Here is a 16,518-nt window from a genome sequence, read left to right as displayed (position 1 = left end):
CTGGCGATAGCGTCCGGATGGGCGCAGCAAGGCTCAAGGGCCTCATCGCCGGCAAGCCGGCTCCCACAGTTTTTTTGGCAGGACGATATTTTGCCGTGAGGCATCCATTGTAGGAGCCGGCTTGCTGGCGATAGCGTCCGGATGGACGCAGCAAGGCTCAAGGGCCTCATCGCCGGCAAGCCGGCTCCTACAAGGTCCGCGCAGGTATTGGTCGCCGCTCCGTTACTGGAACAACGACTCGCTGGACAGGCCGTTCTTTTCGAGGATCTCACGCAGGCGCTTGAGGCCTTCGACCTGGATCTGCCGCACCCGTTCACGGGTCAGGCCGATCTCCAGGCCAACGTCCTCCAGCGTACTGCTCTCGTGGCCACGCAGGCCGAAGCGGCGTACCACCACTTCGCGCTGCTTGTCGGTCAGTTCGGACAGCCACTGGTCGATACTCTGGGACAGGTCGTCGTCCTGCAACAGCTCGCAGGGATCGGTCGGCCGGTCATCCGTCAGGGTATCGAGCAACGTCTTGTCCGAATCCGGGCCGAGGGAGACATCCACCGAGGAGACCCGTTCGTTCAGGCCGAGCATGCGCTTGACCTCCCCGACCGGTTTTTCCAGCAGGTTGGCGATCTCTTCGGGGGACGGCTCATGGTCGAGCTTCTGGGTCAGCTCGCGGGCCGCCCGCAGGTAGACGTTGAGTTCCTTGACCACGTGAATCGGCAGACGGATGGTCCGGGTCTGATTCATGATCGCCCGTTCAATCGTCTGTCGGATCCACCAGGTGGCGTAGGTTGAAAAGCGGAAACCGCGTTCCGGGTCGAATTTCTCGACCGCCCGGATCAGTCCGAGGTTGCCCTCTTCGATCAGGTCCAGCAGGGAAAGCCCACGATTGACGTAACGTCGGGCGATTTTCACCACCAGGCGCAGGTTGCTTTCGATCATGCGCTTGCGTCCCGCCGGATCACCGCTTTGCGACAGCCGCGCAAAATGGACTTCTTCTTCCGGGGACAACAAAGGGGAGAAACCGATTTCATTGAGGTACAACTGGGTCGCGTCCAGGGCCCGGGTGTAGTCAATGTACTTGTGCTGTTTGAGCGCAGCAGCGTTTTTGGTCTTGGCACGAACTGGGGGTGGAGAACTGTCGTCCTCCGGCATCATATCCATGACAATGTCGGAGTCCGCAAGGAGCACCTCATCGTCGATGTCAAACCCCGGCGCTTCTTTACTGAGAGCCATTGTTATAGTCCTTTGGTGAGTTCGACCTCAAGCTCAAGCGGCGCCTTTATCCCTGGCAACGCTGGAGCCTGTTCCCTCTACGTCATGAGAACAGGCTGGTAAACGGATCAACGACGCGGCAGGAATTGCAATGGGTCTACGGGCTTGCCCTGGCGGCGAATCTCAAAGTGCAGTTTCACCCGGTCTGTACCAGTTGATCCCATCTCGGCAATTGTCTGTCCGACTTTGACCTGCTGCCCCTCCCGAACCAACAGCCTACGGTTGTGACCGTAAGCACTGACGTAGGTATCGCTGTGTTTGATGATGACCAGCTCGCCGTAGCCCCGCAACCCACTCCCGGCGTAAACCACTGACCCATCAGACGCAGCTAAAACAGGCTGTCCCAAATCCCCGGCGATATCAATACCTTTATTCAAACTACCGTTTGAAGAGAATTTTCCAATCAGAATGCCATTTGAAGGCCATGCCCAGCCCTTCGGCGCGGGCCCCGGCGGCGGTGTCGGCGTCGCCGCCGCGGTCGCTGCGGGAGTCGCTGCAGGCGTCCCGGCAGCCGTCACCGGACGCCGGGTAATGGTGATTTTGCTGGAGGACGAACTCGACGAAGTGGTCGTCGACGTCGCCACCGCCGGTGTTGAATTTGAACGGCCGTCGAAGCGAATCGCCTGACCGACGTGAATGGTGTAGGGCTCTGGAATATTGTTGCGCGCGGCCAGGGCTTTCCAGTCCCAACCATAACGAAAGGCGATCGAGAACAAGGTATCGCCCCGGACTACCACATGCTGGCCGGTGGTGGTCATCGGTCGTTGCGGTGCGGCACTGGCAGCGGTTGTCGCATTGCCATTGCGATCCACGACGCGCACGCCGTTCTTCGAAGCACTGGAGCAACCAGCCAGTAAAGCACTGAGGGCAAGACCGATCATCAGGCGCTGAACGCTTGTTTTACCCATACGCTGCCGAATGACTGTGAGACTCACCCGCCGCTCCCTTTGTGTTGGCTGAAATGAATATAGAGTGCCCGTACAGGCTGTAGTGTGCGCAAGTATAACTGGCCGTTGGAGTTTTACGGACAGCAAAGCCCGATAAGCGACCTTCTTGTACGGTTCGACAGTGAAACTCGACACACTTTTAAACACATAACTGTCTGCTGGTCCGGCCCTATGACCGACAAGGTTCAACAGAATTCAGCGCATGTCTTAAACAAATGTAATAGATGCTCAAGCCAGCGGCCCGTTGAGCAATGGCACGAAACGCACCGCACCGAGTACATGCCGGGAAAATCCATGTTCCTCGCGCACGATCAGCATCAGTTGCTGGACTTCCCCCGCCCCTACCGGAATCACCAGACGCCCGCCCGGGGCCAACTGGTCGAGCAGCGCCTGGGGTACATCGGTGGCCACTGCGGTAACGATAATACCGTTGTACGGTGCCAGCGCCGGCCAGCCCTCCCAACCGTCGCCCCAGCGGAACACCACGTTGCGCAGGTTGAGTTCGACCAGGCGCTCCTTGGCGCGATCCTGCAGGACCTTGATCCGCTCGACCGAAAATACCCGCTCGACCAGTTGTGACAGGACAGCGGTCTGGTAGCCGGAACCGGTACCGATCTCCAGCACCTTGTCCAGCGGACCGGCCTCCAGCAGCAGCTCGCTCATGCGCGCCACCATATAAGGCTGGGAGATGGTCTGGTTATGGCCGATCGGTAGCGCGGTGTCTTCGTAGGCACGGTGCGCCAGCGCTTCGTCGACGAAGAGATGGCGCGGGGTCCGGCGGATCACCTCCAGCACCTGGGCGTTGCACAGGCCCTCTTCGTAAAGCCGCTGGATCAGGCGTTCGCGGGTTCTCTGCGAAGTCATGCCGATGCCGCCGCGCAGCAAATCGTTTTCACGCGCCATCAGGCAAGCCCCTCCAACCAACCGTCGAGGCTACTGAAGGCATCGTTGAACGTGCGGTCCAGCTGCAGCGGTGTCACAGAAACGAAACCTTGCATCAGCGCATGGAAATCCGTCCCCGGGCCACCGTCCTCCACATCGCCGGCCGCGGCGATCCAGTAGCCGGCCTTGCCTCGCGGGTTGACCTCGAGGATCGGCTTCGCCGCCCGTGCCCGATGACCCAGGCGGGTCAGTTGGATACCGCGGATATGCTCCAGCGGCAGGTTCGGCACATTGACGTTGAGCACCGTGCGCGGTGGCAATTTCAGCCCTTCATGAGCCTCCACCAGCAACCGGGCGAAATGCGCGGCGGTGGCCAGGTTATCGAGCTGGCGCGAGGCCAGCGAGAAGGCAAACGAGGTCCGCGCCAGGAAACGCCCTTCGAGCGCCGCCGCGACGGTGCCCGAGTACAGCACGTCATCGCCAAGGTTGGCGCCCAGGTTGATGCCCGACACGACCATGTCCTGCTCCTGCTCCAGCAGGCCGTTGAGCCCCAGGTGCACGCAGTCGGTAGGCGTCCCGTTGAGGCTGATGAAGCCATTGGGCAAGGTATGTGGATGCAGCGGACGGTCGAGGGTCAGCGAACTGCTGGCACCGCTCTTGTCCTGGTCCGGGGCGATCACCCGGCACTCGGCATAATCCGCCAGCGCAGCATGAAGCGCGGCGAGACCGGGTGCAAAAACCCCATCGTCGTTGGAAATCAGAATACGCATGAGCTGTCCGTCTGCCCTACCGGCACCAGATCAACGAGCTCGCGCACCAGAACAGTGGCGAAGCATCCGGCCGGCAGGACGAATTCCAGTTGCAGAATGTCCAGCGAGGGATAATGCCACGTCAGCCCGCCAATGGGCAGCCGCAGGATGCGACGTTCGTGCTCCATTCCCGCCTTGACCAACCATTGGCACAGTTCGGCTTCACGCGCGGCGACGGCCTGCTCCAGTTCGAAGGTCGCTCCTGTCGCCGGCGACGGACCTTCGCCCCACTGCGGGCCGGTGGGGTGCAGGTCGAGAATCGCCAGACGCGGATCGCTGCACTCGGCTTCACCGGCCGGGAAAAAACTGCGGCTGTCGGTGAAGGCCAGCAGGTCGCCGACCTGGGCACGATTCCAGCTGCCATCGGCAACCCGCGCCGCCAGCACCTGGTTGAACAGGTAGCTGCGGGCGGTGGACAGCAGCCGCGAACGCACATTACGCTGCTCGGGCAGGGCCTGGCGGGTGGCGTAGTCGCGCGCCTCACCGAGGTTGCCACCCAGATGGCCGAAACGCTGGGCGCCAAAATAGTTGGGAATGCCCTGTCGGCTGATCTGTTCGAGGCGCTGCTGCAGGCCATCCTTGTCCGCCGCCAGCTGGCTCAGGCGCAAGGTGAAGCCGTTGGCCGCATGGGCTCCACGCTGCAACTTGCGCTTGTGGCGCACGCTCTTGAGGATCTGCAGGGTGTCGTTCTGCGCCGCGCTCATGTCCGGGTCGGCCTTGCCCGGCAACTGGATGCTGAACCATTGCCGGGTGAGGGCCTGGCGGTCCTTCAACCCCGCATAGCTGACCGTGCGCAACGGTACGCCGGCGGCCTTGGCCAGGCGCCGGGCCGCTTCCTCGGTGTTCAGGCCACGTTTCTCGACCCACAACCACAGGTGCTCGCCGTCGCCGGACAAGGGGATGTCGAGGACTTCATCGACCTGGAAATCCTCCGCGGTGGCCTTGAGCACCGCACAGCCCAGGGCATCGCCATAGGCACACGGGCCCAGTAGTTCCAGTTCCGTCATGCGCGCAGCAACAAGGCAACGGAATGCACCGCGATACCTTCTTCCCGCCCGGTGAAGCCGAGCTTTTCAGTGGTGGTGGCTTTTACGTTCACTTGATCCAACTCAACTTCAAGATCCGCGGCAATCAGCGCGCGCATCGATTCAATATGCGGGGCCATTTTCGGCGCCTGGGCAACGATGGTGTTGTCGACATTGCCGACCTTCCAGCCCTTGGCCTTGAGCAGCGATACCACGTGGCGCAACAACACGCGGCTATCGGCGCCTTTATAGGTCGGATCGGTGTCCGGGAAATGCTTGCCGATGTCCCCCAGTGCCGCCGCCCCCAGCAACGCATCACTCAGGGCATGCAGCAACACGTCGCCGTCGGAGTGGGCCAGCAATCCGTGATGGTGTGCAATGCGCACGCCGCCCAGAGTGATGAAGTCGCCTTCGGCGAAACGGTGCACATCATAGCCGTGGCCAATACGCATAAAAAAACGCCCCGATTTAGTCAGGGCGTGATTCTACCTATTTTGTCCGACATTAGGTTCTAGTACGAGAATTAGCCTGAGCGAGCGCAGACAATTATCGTGCAGAACCTCCGCCAAGAGCTTCGCTGTGATGTATCAGGTGATCCGAGATAAAGCTGGCGATGAAGAAATAGCTGTGGTCATAGCCCGGCTGCATCCGCAGGATCAGCGGATGCTCCGCCAGCCTCGCGGCTTGCTGCAGGGCTTCGGGCTTGAGCTGGTTGGCCAGGAAATCATCACGGTCGCCCTGATCCACCAGGATCGGCAGCTTTTCACTCGCCTCGCTGATCAGCGCGCAGGCATCCCACTCTCGCCAGCGCGAGCGCTCGTCGCCCAGGTAACGCGAGAAGGCTTTCTGTCCCCACGGGCAATCCATCGGATTGCTGATCGGGGCGAACGCCGACAGCGACTGGTAGCGCCCCGGATTGCGCAGGGCACAGACCAGCGCCCCATGCCCGCCCATGGAATGACCGCTGATGCCGCGCTTGTCGGACGCAGGGAAATGCGCTTCGACCAAAGCCGGCAGCTCATGCACCACATAGTCGTGCATCCGGTAGTTGCGCGCCCAGGGCTCCTGCGTGGCATTCAGGTAGAAGCCGGCGCCGAGACCGAAGTCCCAGGCATTCTCGGGATCGCCCGGGACACCCGGGCCACGCGGGCTGGTGTCCGGCGCGACGATGATCAGCCCCAGTTGCGCGGCCATGCGCTGGGCGCCAGCCTTGTGCATGAAGTTTTCATCGGTGCAGGTCAGCCCGGACAACCAGTACAGCACCGGCAGCTTGACGCCCTGCTCCGCCTGCGGCGGCAGATAGACGGCGAACACCATGTCGCAACCGAGCACTTCGGAATGATGCTTGTAGCGTTTGTGCCAGCCGCCGAAGCTTTTCTGGCAGGAAAGGTTTTCCAGGCTCATGACCGACCTCAGAAATGGATGACGGTACGGATGCTCTTGCCTTCATGCATCAGGTCGAACGCCTTGTTGATATCTTCCAGGCCCATGGTGTGGGTGATGAAGGTATCCAGCGGAATTTCGCCCTTCTGCGCCATATCGACATAGCTTGGCAGTTCGCTGCGCCCACGCACGCCGCCAAAGGCCGAACCGCGCCAGACGCGACCGGTCACCAACTGGAACGGACGGGTGGCGATTTCCTGGCCGGCACCGGCCACGCCGATAATCACCGACTCGCCCCACCCCTTGTGGCAGCACTCCAGCGCCGCCCGCATCAGTTGCACATTACCGATGCACTCAAAGGAAAAATCCACGCCGCCGTCGGTCATGTCGACGATGACTTCCTGGATCGGCCGGTCGAAGTCCTTCGGGTTCACGCAATCGGTCGCGCCCAGCTGCCTGGCGATCTCGAACTTGGCCGGGTTGATATCGATGGCGATGATCCGCGCCGCCTTGGCCTTGACCGCGCCGATCACCGCCGACAGGCCGATGCCGCCGAGACCGAAGATCGCCACGGTGTCACCCGGCTTGACCTTGGCGGTATTGATCACCGCGCCGATGCCGGTGGTGACGCCGCAGCCCAGCAGGCAGACTTTCTCCAGCGGTGCCTCCTTGGCGATCCTGGCCACGGAGATTTCCGGCAGCACGGTGTACTCGGAGAAGGTCGAGGTGCCCATGTAGTGGAAAATCGTCTCGCCCTTGTAGGAGAAACGCGAAGTGCCGTCCGGCATCAGGCCCTTGCCCTGGGTGGCCCGGATCGCCTGGCAGAGGTTGGTCTTGCCCGACAGGCAGAATTTGCACTTGCCGCATTCCGGGGTGTACAGCGGAATGACGTGGTCGCCGACAGCCACCGAGGTCACGCCCTCGCCAATGGCTTCGACAATCGCCCCGCCCTCGTGGCCGAGGATCGACGGGAAGATGCCTTCCGGGTCGGCGCCGGACAAGGTGTAGGCGTCGGTATGGCAGACGCCGGAGGCCACGACACGCAACAGCACTTCGCCGGCCTTGGGCAGGGCGACATCGACTTCGACGATTTCCAGAGGCTTTTTCGCCTCGAAGGCAACGGCAGCACGTGACTTGATCATCCAGCAACTCCTGAAAAGTGAATGCGAAAGACCGGAGTGTAAATCATCGTCTATTGATGAATAATTCAGTCAAAAGCAAAACATTATTGCCATACAGGGATAATCAGATGAGCGAGAACCGCTGGGAAGGCATCGACGAGTTTGTCGCCGTGGCCGAGTGCAGCCAGTTCACCGCCGCTGCGGAACGCCTGGGGGTGTCTTCTTCGCATATCAGCCGGCAGATCGCCCGGTTGGAGGAGCGGTTGCAGACCCGCCTGCTGTATCGCAGTACCCGGCGCGTCACACTGACCGAAGCCGGCCAGACCTTCCTGCAGCATTGCCAGCGCTTGCAGGATGGACGCGAAGAAGCCCTGCGGGCGGTCGGTGACCTGAACAGCGAACCCAAGGGCATGCTGCGCATGACCTGTGCCGTGGCCTATGGCGAGCGCTTTATCGTGCCGCTGGTAACCACCTTCATGGGCCTGTATCCGCAACTGCGGGTGGATATCGAGTTGAGCAACCGCACCCTGGACCTGGTCCATGAAGGCCTGGACCTGGCAATCCGCCTGGGTCGCCTGCAGGATTCGCGACTGGTGGCGACCCGCTTGGCGCCGCGACGGATGTACCTGTGCGCGTCGCCCTCCTACCTGGAGCGTTATGGCCGCCCCCATAGCCTCTCGGAGTTGAGCCGACACAACTGCCTGATTGGCAGTTCGGATATCTGGCAACTGGCCCAGGACGGACGCGAATTTTCCCAGCGGGTGCAGGGCAACTGGCGTTGCAACAGCGGCCAGGCGGTGCTGGATGCGGCGTTGCAAGGGGTCGGTTTGTGTCAGTTGCCGGACTATTACGTGCTCGAACACTTGCAGAACGGTCAGCTGGTTTCGCTGCTGGAACCCCATCAACCGCCGAATACGGCGGTCTGGGCGCTCTATCCGCAACAGCGTCATCTGTCGCCGAAGGTGCGCAAGCTGGTGGACTATCTCAAGGAGGGCTTGGCCAGGCGGCCCGAGTACGCCGCCTGACCGGCACCTGCAAATACAGACGCGGTCACTGTAGGAGCCGGCTTGCCGGCGATGAGGGCATTGAGTTTTGCATCGATCTTGCGGACGCCATCGCCGGCAAGCCGGCTCCTACAAGGTCCCCGGCTGACGATAGTCCGGGGGGAGACACCGTACTGTGCGAGCCGGCTTGCTGGCGATAGCGGCAGTGCGGCTTGGATTGTCAGCGCCGGTTGGCCCAGCGCAGGCGCAGCCACTCCAGGTCTTCGGGGCGGGTGACCTTGATATTGTCCGAACGCCCTTCCACCAGGCGCGGCGCCTGCCCCGCCCACTCCATCGCCGAGGCTTCATCGGTGATGGTGACATCCGCCACCAGGCTGTCGGCCAGCGCCCGGTGCAAGGCGCCGAGGCGGAACATCTGCGGTGTGTAGGCCTGCCAGATCAGGCTGCGATCAACGGTTTCGACCACCCGCCCGTGCCGGTCGACACGCTTGAGGGTGTCCCGGGCCGGCACGGACAGCAAGCCGCCCACCGGGTCGTCGGCGAGCTCGGCCAGCAACTTGTCGAGATCGTCACGGGACAGGTTCGGTCGTGCCGCATCATGAACCAGCACCCAATCCTCATCCGCCGCCCCGTGGGCATGCAGGTGCAGCAAGGCGTTGAGCACCGAGTCGGCGCGCTCGACGCCACCGTCTACGCGCTGGATGCGCGGGTCGCCGGCACAGGCCAGGCCAGGCCAATAGGGATCGTCGGGCGCCAGGCTGAGCACCAGCCCCTTGAGCCCCGGATGATCGAGAAAACAGCCAAGGCTGTGTTCGAGAATGGTTCGTCCGCCCAGTTGCAGGTATTGCTTGGGACGGTCGGCCGCCATACGGGCACCCACACCCGCGGCAGGAATCACGGCCCAGAAGGCCGGTAGCGATGAGTCAGTCATTGTGCCAACTGATAAAGGGTTTCACCGTCCTTGACCATGCCCAGTTCATGGCGAGCACGTTCCTCAACGGTCTCCATGCCTTTCTTCAGTTCAAGAACTTCCGCATCGAGCACACGGTTACGCTCCAGCAGACGCTCGTTCTCGGCATGCTGGTCGGCAATCTGTTGTGTCAGGTCGGCTACCTGCGCCAGGCTCCCGTTACCCACCCAAAGGCGGTACTGCAGGCCAGCCAGCAGCAAGAGCAAGACAAGGAACAACCAATTGGGACTGCGCATCGAATTTCGTTTACCCAGTGAAAAAGACAGCCAAGCCGACTTCCGTATACCCAACAGCACGAAGCCTGGAAAGACCAGGCTTGTGCTTGTCAGCCATCAGATTAGTTGCGAAAAAGCCGCTATAGCGACTTTTCCGACACAATCCGGTGTCTTTTTACCATCTACCGCTTAACCGCGAAACTCGGAACGACCGTTGTACTTCGCCTTGGCGCCCAATTGCTCTTCGATACGCAGCAGTTGGTTGTACTTGGAAACGCGGTCGGAACGGCACAGCGAGCCGGTCTTGATCTGGCCCGCAGCGGTGCCCACGGCCAGGTCGGCGATGGTCGAATCCTCGGTTTCACCGGAACGGTGCGAGATCACCGCGGTGTAGCCGGCGGCCTTGGCCATCTGGATGGCTTCCAGGGTTTCGGTCAGGGTGCCGATCTGATTGAACTTGATCAGGATGGAGTTGGCGATTTTCTTGTCGATGCCTTCCTTCAGGATCTTGGTGTTGGTCACGAACAGGTCGTCGCCCACCAACTGGGTTTTCTCGCCGATCTTGTCGGTAAGAATTTTCCAGCCAGCCCAGTCGGACTCGTCCAGGCCGTCTTCGATGGAGATGATCGGGTAACGCTCGGTCAGGCCTTTCAGGTAGTCGGCGAAACCTTCGGCGGTGAACACCTGACCTTCGCCGGACAGGTTGTACTTGCCGTCTTCGTAGAACTCGCTGGCCGCGCAGTCCAGAGCCAGGGTCACGTCGGTGCCCAGCTTGTAACCGGCATTGGCAACGGCTTCGGAGATGACTTTCAGGGCATCTTCGTTGGACGCCAGGTTCGGTGCGAAACCACCTTCGTCACCGACAGCGGTGCTCAGGCCACGGGCTTTGAGCACGGCCTTGAGGTGATGGAAAATCTCGGTGCCCATGCGCAGGCCTTCGGAGAAGGTCTTGGCGCCGACCGGCTGGACCATGAACTCCTGGATGTCGACGTTGTTGTCGGCATGCTCGCCGCCGTTGATGATGTTCATCATCGGTACCGGCATGGAGTAGACACCCGGGGTGCCGTTCAGGTTGGCAATGTGCGCGTACAGCGGCAGGTCCTGGTCCTGCGCAGCCGCCTTGGCAGCGGCCAGGGACACGGCGAGGATGGCATTGGCGCCCAGGGTCGCCTTGTTCTCGGTACCGTCCAGCGCGATCATCGCGTGGTCCAGGGCCTTCTGGTCGGAAGGGTCCTTGCCCAGCAACAGTTCACGGATCGGACCGTTGATGTTGCCGACAGCCTTCAGCACGCCCTTGCCCAGGTAACGGCTCTTGTCGCCATCACGCAGCTCAAGCGCCTCACGCGAGCCGGTGGAAGCACCGGACGGAGCGCAGGCACTGCCGATGATGCCGTTGTCCAGAAGGACGTCTGCTTCCACGGTGGGGTTGCCACGGGAGTCGAGAACTTCACGACCTTTGATGTCGACGATTTTTGCCATTGTTGTAAACACTCCAAAGTTGACGAAAACCCTGTAGGAGCCGGCTTGCCGGCGATGGCGCCCGTAAGATCGCTATCGCCGGCAAGCCGGCTCCCACAAAAGCTGTACGGCCGGCAGGCCAGAGCGAAAATTGTGCGGCAGTTTACCGAATAAACGAGGATCAGGCGGTTTCTATAGTCGGAAAACTCTTCACCAGTTCATCCAGCGCCTTGAGCTGGGCCAGGAACGGCTCCAGTTTGTCCAGGCGCAGGGCGCAAGGACCGTCGCACTTGGCGTTGTCCGGATCCGGATGCGCCTCGAGGAACAGTCCGGCCAGGCCCTGGCTCATGCCGGCCTTGGCCAGGTCGGTGACCTGGGCGCGACGACCACCGGCGGAATCCGAGCGACTGCCCGGCATCTGCAGGGCGTGCGTCACGTCGAAGAACACCGGGTATTCGAACTGCTTCATGATGCCGAAGCCGAGCATGTCGACCACCAGGTTGTTGTAGCCGAAGCTCGAACCACGCTCGCAGAGGATCAACTGGTCGTTGCCGGCTTCCACGCACTTGCTCAGGATATGCTTCATTTCCTGGGGCGCGAGGAACTGGGCCTTCTTGATGTTGATCACCGCGCCGGTCTTGGCCATGGCGACCACCAGGTCGGTCTGGCGCGACAGGAAGGCCGGCAACTGGATGATGTCGCAGACCTCGGCGGCCACGGCGGCCTGGGCCGGCTCGTGGACGTCGGTGATGATCGGCACGCCGAAGGCTTGCTTGATGTCCTGGAAGATCCGCATGCCCTCTTCCAGGCCGGGGCCACGGTAGGAGGTCACGGAGGAACGGTTGGCCTTGTCGAAGCTGGCCTTGAACACGTAGGGGATACCGAGTTTTTCGGTAACCTTGACGTACTCTTCGCAGACCTGCATCGCCATGTCACGGCTTTCCAGCACGTTCATGCCACCGAACAGCACCATCGGCTTGTCGTTGGCGATCTCGATGTCGCCGACGCGAATGATCTTCTGGGCCATCAGCTTTACGCCTTCTTCTGGTGTTGGGCCAAAGCGGCTTTGACGAAACCGCTGAACAGCGGGTGGCCGTCACGCGGGGTCGAAGTGAACTCGGGGTGGAACTGGCAGGCGACGAACCATGGATGATCCGGGGCCTCGACCACTTCGACCAGCGCGCCGTCACCGGAACGGCCGGAAATCTTCAAGCCGGCTTCCATGATCTGCGGCAGCAGGTTGTTGTTCACTTCATAGCGGTGACGGTGACGTTCGACGATCACGTCTTTGGCGTAGCAATCGTGAACCAGCGAACCCGGCTCCAGCAGGCAGTCCTGGGCGCCAAGGCGCATGGTGCCACCCAGGTCCGAGGTCTCGGTGCGGGTTTCGACCGCTCCGGTGGCATCTTCCCACTCGGTGATCAGGCCGACGACCGGGTGGCCGCTGGTACGATCGAACTCGGTGGAGTTGGCGTCCTTCCAGCCCAGCACGTTACGGGCGAACTCGATCACGGCCACTTGCATGCCCAGGCAGATACCCAGGTACGGCACTTTGTTCTCACGAGCGTATTGCACGGCGGTGATCTTGCCTTCCACGCCACGCAGGCCGAAACCGCCAGGGACGAGGATCGCGTCAACGCCTTCGAGCAGGCCCGTGCCCTGGTTCTCGATGTCTTCGGAATCGATATAGCGCAGGTTGACCTTGGTGCGGTTGGTGATGCCGGCGTGACTCATCGCTTCGATCAGCGACTTGTAGGCGTCCAGCAGTTCCATGTACTTGCCGACCATGGCGATGGTGACTTCGTGCTCGGGGTTGAGCTTGGCGTCGACCACCTGCTCCCACTCGGACAGGTCGGCACCGTTGCATTGCAGGCCGAAACGCTCGACGACGAAGTCATCCAGGCCCTGGGCGTGCAGCACGGCCGGGATCTTGTAGATGGTATCGACGTCTTCCAGGGAGATCACCGCACGCTCTTCGACGTTGGTGAACAACGCGATCTTGCGACGCGAGGAGATGTCCACCGGGTGGTCGGAGCGGCAAATCAGCACGTCCGGCTGCAGGCCAATGGAACGCAGTTCCTTGACCGAGTGCTGGGTCGGCTTGGTCTTGGTCTCGCCAGCGGTGGCGATGTACGGGACCAGGGTCAGGTGCATCAGCATCGCACGCTTGGAGCCGACTTCGACACGCAACTGGCGGATGGCTTCGAGGAACGGTTGCGACTCGATATCGCCCACGGTACCGCCGATTTCCACCAGGGCCACGTCGGCATCGCCGGCGCCCTTGATGATACGACGCTTGATTTCGTCGGTGATGTGCGGAATCACCTGGATGGTCGCGCCCAGGTAATCACCACGGCGCTCCTTGCGCAGTACGTGCTCGTAGACACGGCCGGTGGTGAAGTTGTTGTTCTGGGTCATGGTCGTGCGGATGAACCGCTCGTAGTGGCCCAGGTCCAGGTCGGTCTCGGCGCCGTCGTGGGTGACGAACACTTCACCGTGCTGGAACGGGCTCATGGTGCCCGGGTCGACGTTGATGTACGGGTCCAGTTTGAGCATGGTGACTTTCAGTCCCCGCGCCTCCAGGATGGCCGCCAATGAAGCCGAGGCAATGCCTTTCCCCAATGAAGAAACAACACCGCCCGTGACGAATATGTAGCGCGTCATGAAAAACCCTAGAAGTCTGCGTTAAAGCGGTCCGAGCCGCCGGGGAAAGCGAAGGAAGGCCGAAGCCCCCGATCACCTGCATTAATCACAGTGCATCTTTCAAAAAAACCGCCGCGTTGGGACAGACCGGAAGTGACAACACCGGTACGTTGCTCGCTACACATTTTTTGGAATCGCCCAGCAAAGACTGCTTGGTAATCGGCAACTGCTGCAATTCAGGCGAATCCACAGAAGTTGTATCAAGAAGGGAGCGTAGTCTACCGGAAAGCAGCTTTCAGCTCAAACCTTGATCGCTCGAAGGTGGCTGCCATTGCAAATGCCAGTCGCCGAACGCACTGCCATCGAGCCCCGCCAGGTTGGCCACGGCCAGTAATTGCCCGCCCCGGTAGACCAGCGGCAATCGGCCGCGGACAAACCAGGGCACCCCGCTTTCATTAAGCAGGCGCTTCAGATCACGGTGCCCGCGGTCCGGCAGGTGCAGCACTTCGCCGCCTTGACGATAGCGTACCCGCAACGGGCCGGGCGGCGCATCGCCGATGATCAGCAACTCGCCGTTGTCCGGCAATTCCAGGGCCTGCCCGGGATCGGCCCACTCGATATCCGCCACGGGCTGACGCAACCAGGAACCGCTCAGCCACCACAGGTGCTCGTCGGCGCGGTGCAACTCACCTTCGGCCAGGCGCCACTTGGGCCTCGCATCGTGCCCGGCATCGCGCAGGTCATCCCAGCCAGCCCAATGGTCGCTGTCCGGCAGGCGGGTCAACGGCGCCAGCCAGTGACGCAAGAGGTTGCGCTGGCGCGCCGGCGACAGGTCGATCACGGCGTCCAGCGCCAGCGACGGCATGCCCAGCCAGTCATAGCGGGAATGGGCCTGGGCCTCGTCAAGATCGACGTCGGCCAGTTCGTCCAGCAATTCCTGGGCTTCGCGCAGGTGCGCGGCGCTGCGCACCATGCTGCTGACCGCCTGCGGCCAGCGCTCGGTGAGGTCGGGGAAAACCCGGTGGCGCAGGTAGTTGCGGGAAAACTGCTGGTCCGCGTTGGACGGATCCTCGATCCAGTTCAAGCCATGCTCGCGGGCGTAGTGCTCCAGCTCCGCACGCGAGACATCGAGCAGCGGCCGGACCAGATAACCGCCACCCACTTCGCGCTCGGTCGGCATGGCCGCCAATCCCCTGACACCGGCGCCGCGCAACAGCCGGAACAGCAGTGTCTCGGCCTGATCGTCGCGATGCTGGGCCGTCAGCAGGACTTCGTTCAACTGGGTCACCCCGGCAAATGCCAGGTAGCGCGCATCCCGGGCGGCACGCTCGAGACTGGCACCGAGCTGGACGCTCACCCGTACCACCTGCAAGGGCACGCCCAGAGTGTCGCAGAATGCCTGGCAATGTTCCGGCCAGCTGTCGGCGGCGATCTGCAAGCCATGGTGGATATGCAGGGCCGTCAGTTCGGGCAGGGATTCGGTCCTGCCCAGGCGGGCGAGGAGATGCAGGAGGACGGTGGAGTCAAGGCCGCCGGAGAAAGCCAGCCGCCAGGTCGAGGCCGTGCGCCAGGGAGCCAGGGCGTGGAGAAGCCGATCAGGCAGAGGAAGGGTGCGCAGGGTCATGAGTTCGGTCGCTTTTCGCCTCATTGCGGTCAGCCTGACTGAAACACAAACCTGTAGGAGCCGGCTTGCCGGCGATGAGACCAGAAAGTCTTGCATCGACGGCCCGAATCGCCGGCAAGCCGGCTCCTACAAGGGTGATCGCCCCCATCGAACGTGGGAGCGCTCCATCAGGTCACTTAGAGACCGTAGCTCATCAATCGCTCATAGCGACGGGCCAGCAGCGCATCGTTGTCGAATTTCTTCAACATCGCCAGTTGCGCGCTCAGTTCGGCACGGATCGACGCGGCGGCGGCCACCGGATCACGATGGGCACCGCCCAGTGGCTCGGCGATCACCTTGTCGACGATACCCAGGCCTTTCAGGCGCTCGGCGGTAATGCCCATGGCTTCCGCGGCATCCGGGGCCTTCTCGGCGGTTTTCCAGAGGATCGATGCGCAACCTTCCGGGGAAATCACCGCATAGGTCGAATACTGCAGCATGTTCAACTGGTCGCAGACACCGATCGCCAGTGCACCGCCGGAACCACCCTCACCGATAACGGTGGCAATGATCGGCGTCTTCAGGCGCGCCATGACCCGCAGGTTCCAGGCAATGGCCTCGCTCTGGTTGCGTTCCTCGGCATCGATCCCCGGGTAGGCACCCGGCGTGTCGATAAAGGTCAGGATCGGCATCTTGAAGCGCTCGGCCATTTCCATCAGGCGGCAGGCCTTGCGGTAGCCTTCCGGGCGCGGCATGCCGAAGTTGCGACGAACCTTCTCGCGCACTTCACGACCTTTCTGGTGACCGATGACCATCACTGGCTGGTCTTCCAGGCGGGCGATACCACCGACGATCGCGGCATCGTCGGAGAAATGACGGTCGCCGTGCAGCTCATCGAACTCGGTGAAGATGTGCTCGATGTAGTCCAGGGTGTATGGACGGCGCGGATGACGCGCCAGGCGCGCGATCTGCCAGCTGGTCAGCTTGCCGAAAATGTCTTCGGTCAGCGTGCTGCTCTTGTCTTGCAGGCGAGAGATTTCATCGCCGATGTTCAGCGAATTGTCATTACCGACCAAGCGCAGTTCTTCGATCTTGGCTTGCAGGTCAGCGATCGGCTGTTCGAAATCAAGAAAATTCGGGTTCATAAGCATCCGTCTTGGGTCGAGCACAGTAGTTTTTACACAGCCTGGCC

At 61.8% G+C, this 16,518-nt stretch carries 16 protein-coding genes; 1 reads left to right on the top strand and 15 read right to left on the bottom strand.

Annotated features, from left to right (window positions below; translation table 11 throughout):
- Window positions 1-222: 222 nt before the first annotated feature.
- The 8 genes from rpoS to HX851_RS26470 all read right to left on the bottom strand — a co-directional run bounded on the left by rpoS (window position 223) and on the right by HX851_RS26470 (window position 7,454).
- Complete coding sequence (gene rpoS, locus HX851_RS26505; RefSeq protein ID WP_177063325.1) at window positions 223-1,227, bottom strand: RNA polymerase sigma factor RpoS; 1,005 nt, start codon at window positions 1,225-1,227, stop codon at window positions 223-225.
- Between the two features lie 107 nt (window positions 1,228-1,334).
- On the bottom strand, window positions 1,335-2,201 hold the full coding sequence (locus HX851_RS26500) for a peptidoglycan DD-metalloendopeptidase family protein (RefSeq protein ID WP_177066143.1): 867 nt from the start codon (window positions 2,199-2,201) through the stop codon (window positions 1,335-1,337).
- A gap of 240 nt (window positions 2,202-2,441) precedes the next feature.
- Complete coding sequence (locus HX851_RS26495; protein WP_177063437.1) at window positions 2,442-3,077, bottom strand: protein-L-isoaspartate(D-aspartate) O-methyltransferase; 636 nt, start codon at window positions 3,075-3,077, stop codon at window positions 2,442-2,444.
- A gap of 38 nt (window positions 3,078-3,115) precedes the next feature.
- Complete coding sequence (gene surE, locus HX851_RS26490) at window positions 3,116-3,865, bottom strand: 5'/3'-nucleotidase SurE (protein ID WP_177066144.1); 750 nt, start codon at window positions 3,863-3,865, stop codon at window positions 3,116-3,118.
- On the bottom strand, window positions 3,853-4,911 hold the full coding sequence (gene truD / locus HX851_RS26485; protein ID WP_177066145.1) for a tRNA pseudouridine(13) synthase TruD: 1,059 nt from the start codon (window positions 4,909-4,911) through the stop codon (window positions 3,853-3,855). Before truD ends, surE begins: the two co-directional genes overlap by 13 nt.
- Window positions 4,908-5,381, bottom strand: a complete 474-nt coding sequence (ispF, locus tag HX851_RS26480) for a 2-C-methyl-D-erythritol 2,4-cyclodiphosphate synthase (RefSeq protein ID WP_177063321.1) — start codon at window positions 5,379-5,381, stop codon at window positions 4,908-4,910. The genes truD and ispF overlap by 4 nt, the downstream gene beginning before the upstream one ends.
- Before the next feature lie 94 nt (window positions 5,382-5,475).
- Entirely contained in the window at window positions 5,476-6,333 is an 858-nt protein-coding gene (fghA, locus tag HX851_RS26475) for an S-formylglutathione hydrolase (protein WP_177063320.1), read from the bottom strand.
- Window positions 6,334-6,341: 8 nt separating this feature from the next.
- Window positions 6,342-7,454, bottom strand: coding sequence for an S-(hydroxymethyl)glutathione dehydrogenase/class III alcohol dehydrogenase (locus HX851_RS26470; RefSeq protein WP_177063319.1), 1,113 nt, complete (start codon window positions 7,452-7,454; stop codon window positions 6,342-6,344).
- Between the two features lie 107 nt (window positions 7,455-7,561).
- Between HX851_RS26470 and HX851_RS26465 the strand changes: the two genes are divergently transcribed.
- Window positions 7,562-8,458, top strand: coding sequence for a LysR substrate-binding domain-containing protein (locus HX851_RS26465; RefSeq protein ID WP_177063318.1), 897 nt, complete (start codon window positions 7,562-7,564; stop codon window positions 8,456-8,458).
- A gap of 199 nt (window positions 8,459-8,657) precedes the next feature.
- Here the strand turns inward: HX851_RS26465 and ispD are convergent, their stop codons facing one another.
- From ispD to HX851_RS26430, 7 genes are all read right to left on the bottom strand, one after another.
- Window positions 8,658-9,368, bottom strand: a complete 711-nt coding sequence (gene ispD / locus HX851_RS26460; RefSeq protein WP_177063317.1) for a 2-C-methyl-D-erythritol 4-phosphate cytidylyltransferase — start codon at window positions 9,366-9,368, stop codon at window positions 8,658-8,660.
- Window positions 9,365-9,643 (bottom strand): cell division protein FtsB, encoded by a 279-nt coding sequence (gene ftsB, locus HX851_RS26455; RefSeq protein ID WP_017127138.1) that lies wholly within the window; start codon window positions 9,641-9,643, stop codon window positions 9,365-9,367. Before ftsB ends, ispD begins: the two co-directional genes overlap by 4 nt.
- A gap of 168 nt (window positions 9,644-9,811) precedes the next feature.
- Window positions 9,812-11,101, bottom strand: a complete 1,290-nt coding sequence (gene eno / locus HX851_RS26450; RefSeq protein WP_103496391.1) for a phosphopyruvate hydratase — start codon at window positions 11,099-11,101, stop codon at window positions 9,812-9,814.
- A gap of 160 nt (window positions 11,102-11,261) precedes the next feature.
- On the bottom strand, window positions 11,262-12,107 hold the full coding sequence (gene kdsA / locus HX851_RS26445; RefSeq protein ID WP_177063316.1) for a 3-deoxy-8-phosphooctulonate synthase: 846 nt from the start codon (window positions 12,105-12,107) through the stop codon (window positions 11,262-11,264).
- A 5-nt stretch (window positions 12,108-12,112) separates the two neighbouring features.
- Window positions 12,113-13,744: a CTP synthase gene (gene pyrG / locus HX851_RS26440; RefSeq protein ID WP_177063315.1), complete on the bottom strand. Its 1,632-nt coding sequence runs from the start codon at window positions 13,742-13,744 to the stop codon at window positions 12,113-12,115.
- A 274-nt stretch (window positions 13,745-14,018) separates the two neighbouring features.
- Entirely contained in the window at window positions 14,019-15,371 is a 1,353-nt protein-coding gene (gene tilS / locus HX851_RS26435) for a tRNA lysidine(34) synthetase TilS (protein WP_370590571.1), read from the bottom strand.
- Window positions 15,372-15,523: 152 nt separating this feature from the next.
- Window positions 15,524-16,471, bottom strand: coding sequence for an acetyl-CoA carboxylase carboxyltransferase subunit alpha (locus HX851_RS26430; RefSeq protein WP_177063314.1), 948 nt, complete (start codon window positions 16,469-16,471; stop codon window positions 15,524-15,526).
- Window positions 16,472-16,518: the final 47 nt, after the last annotated feature.

Source organism: Pseudomonas gingeri (assembly GCF_013385635.1).
GTDB classification, from domain to species: domain Bacteria; phylum Pseudomonadota; class Gammaproteobacteria; order Pseudomonadales; family Pseudomonadaceae; genus Aquipseudomonas; species Aquipseudomonas gingeri_A.
The sequence above is the reverse complement of the archived record's forward strand: the minus strand, read 5'-3'. Positions and strand labels throughout refer to the sequence as shown.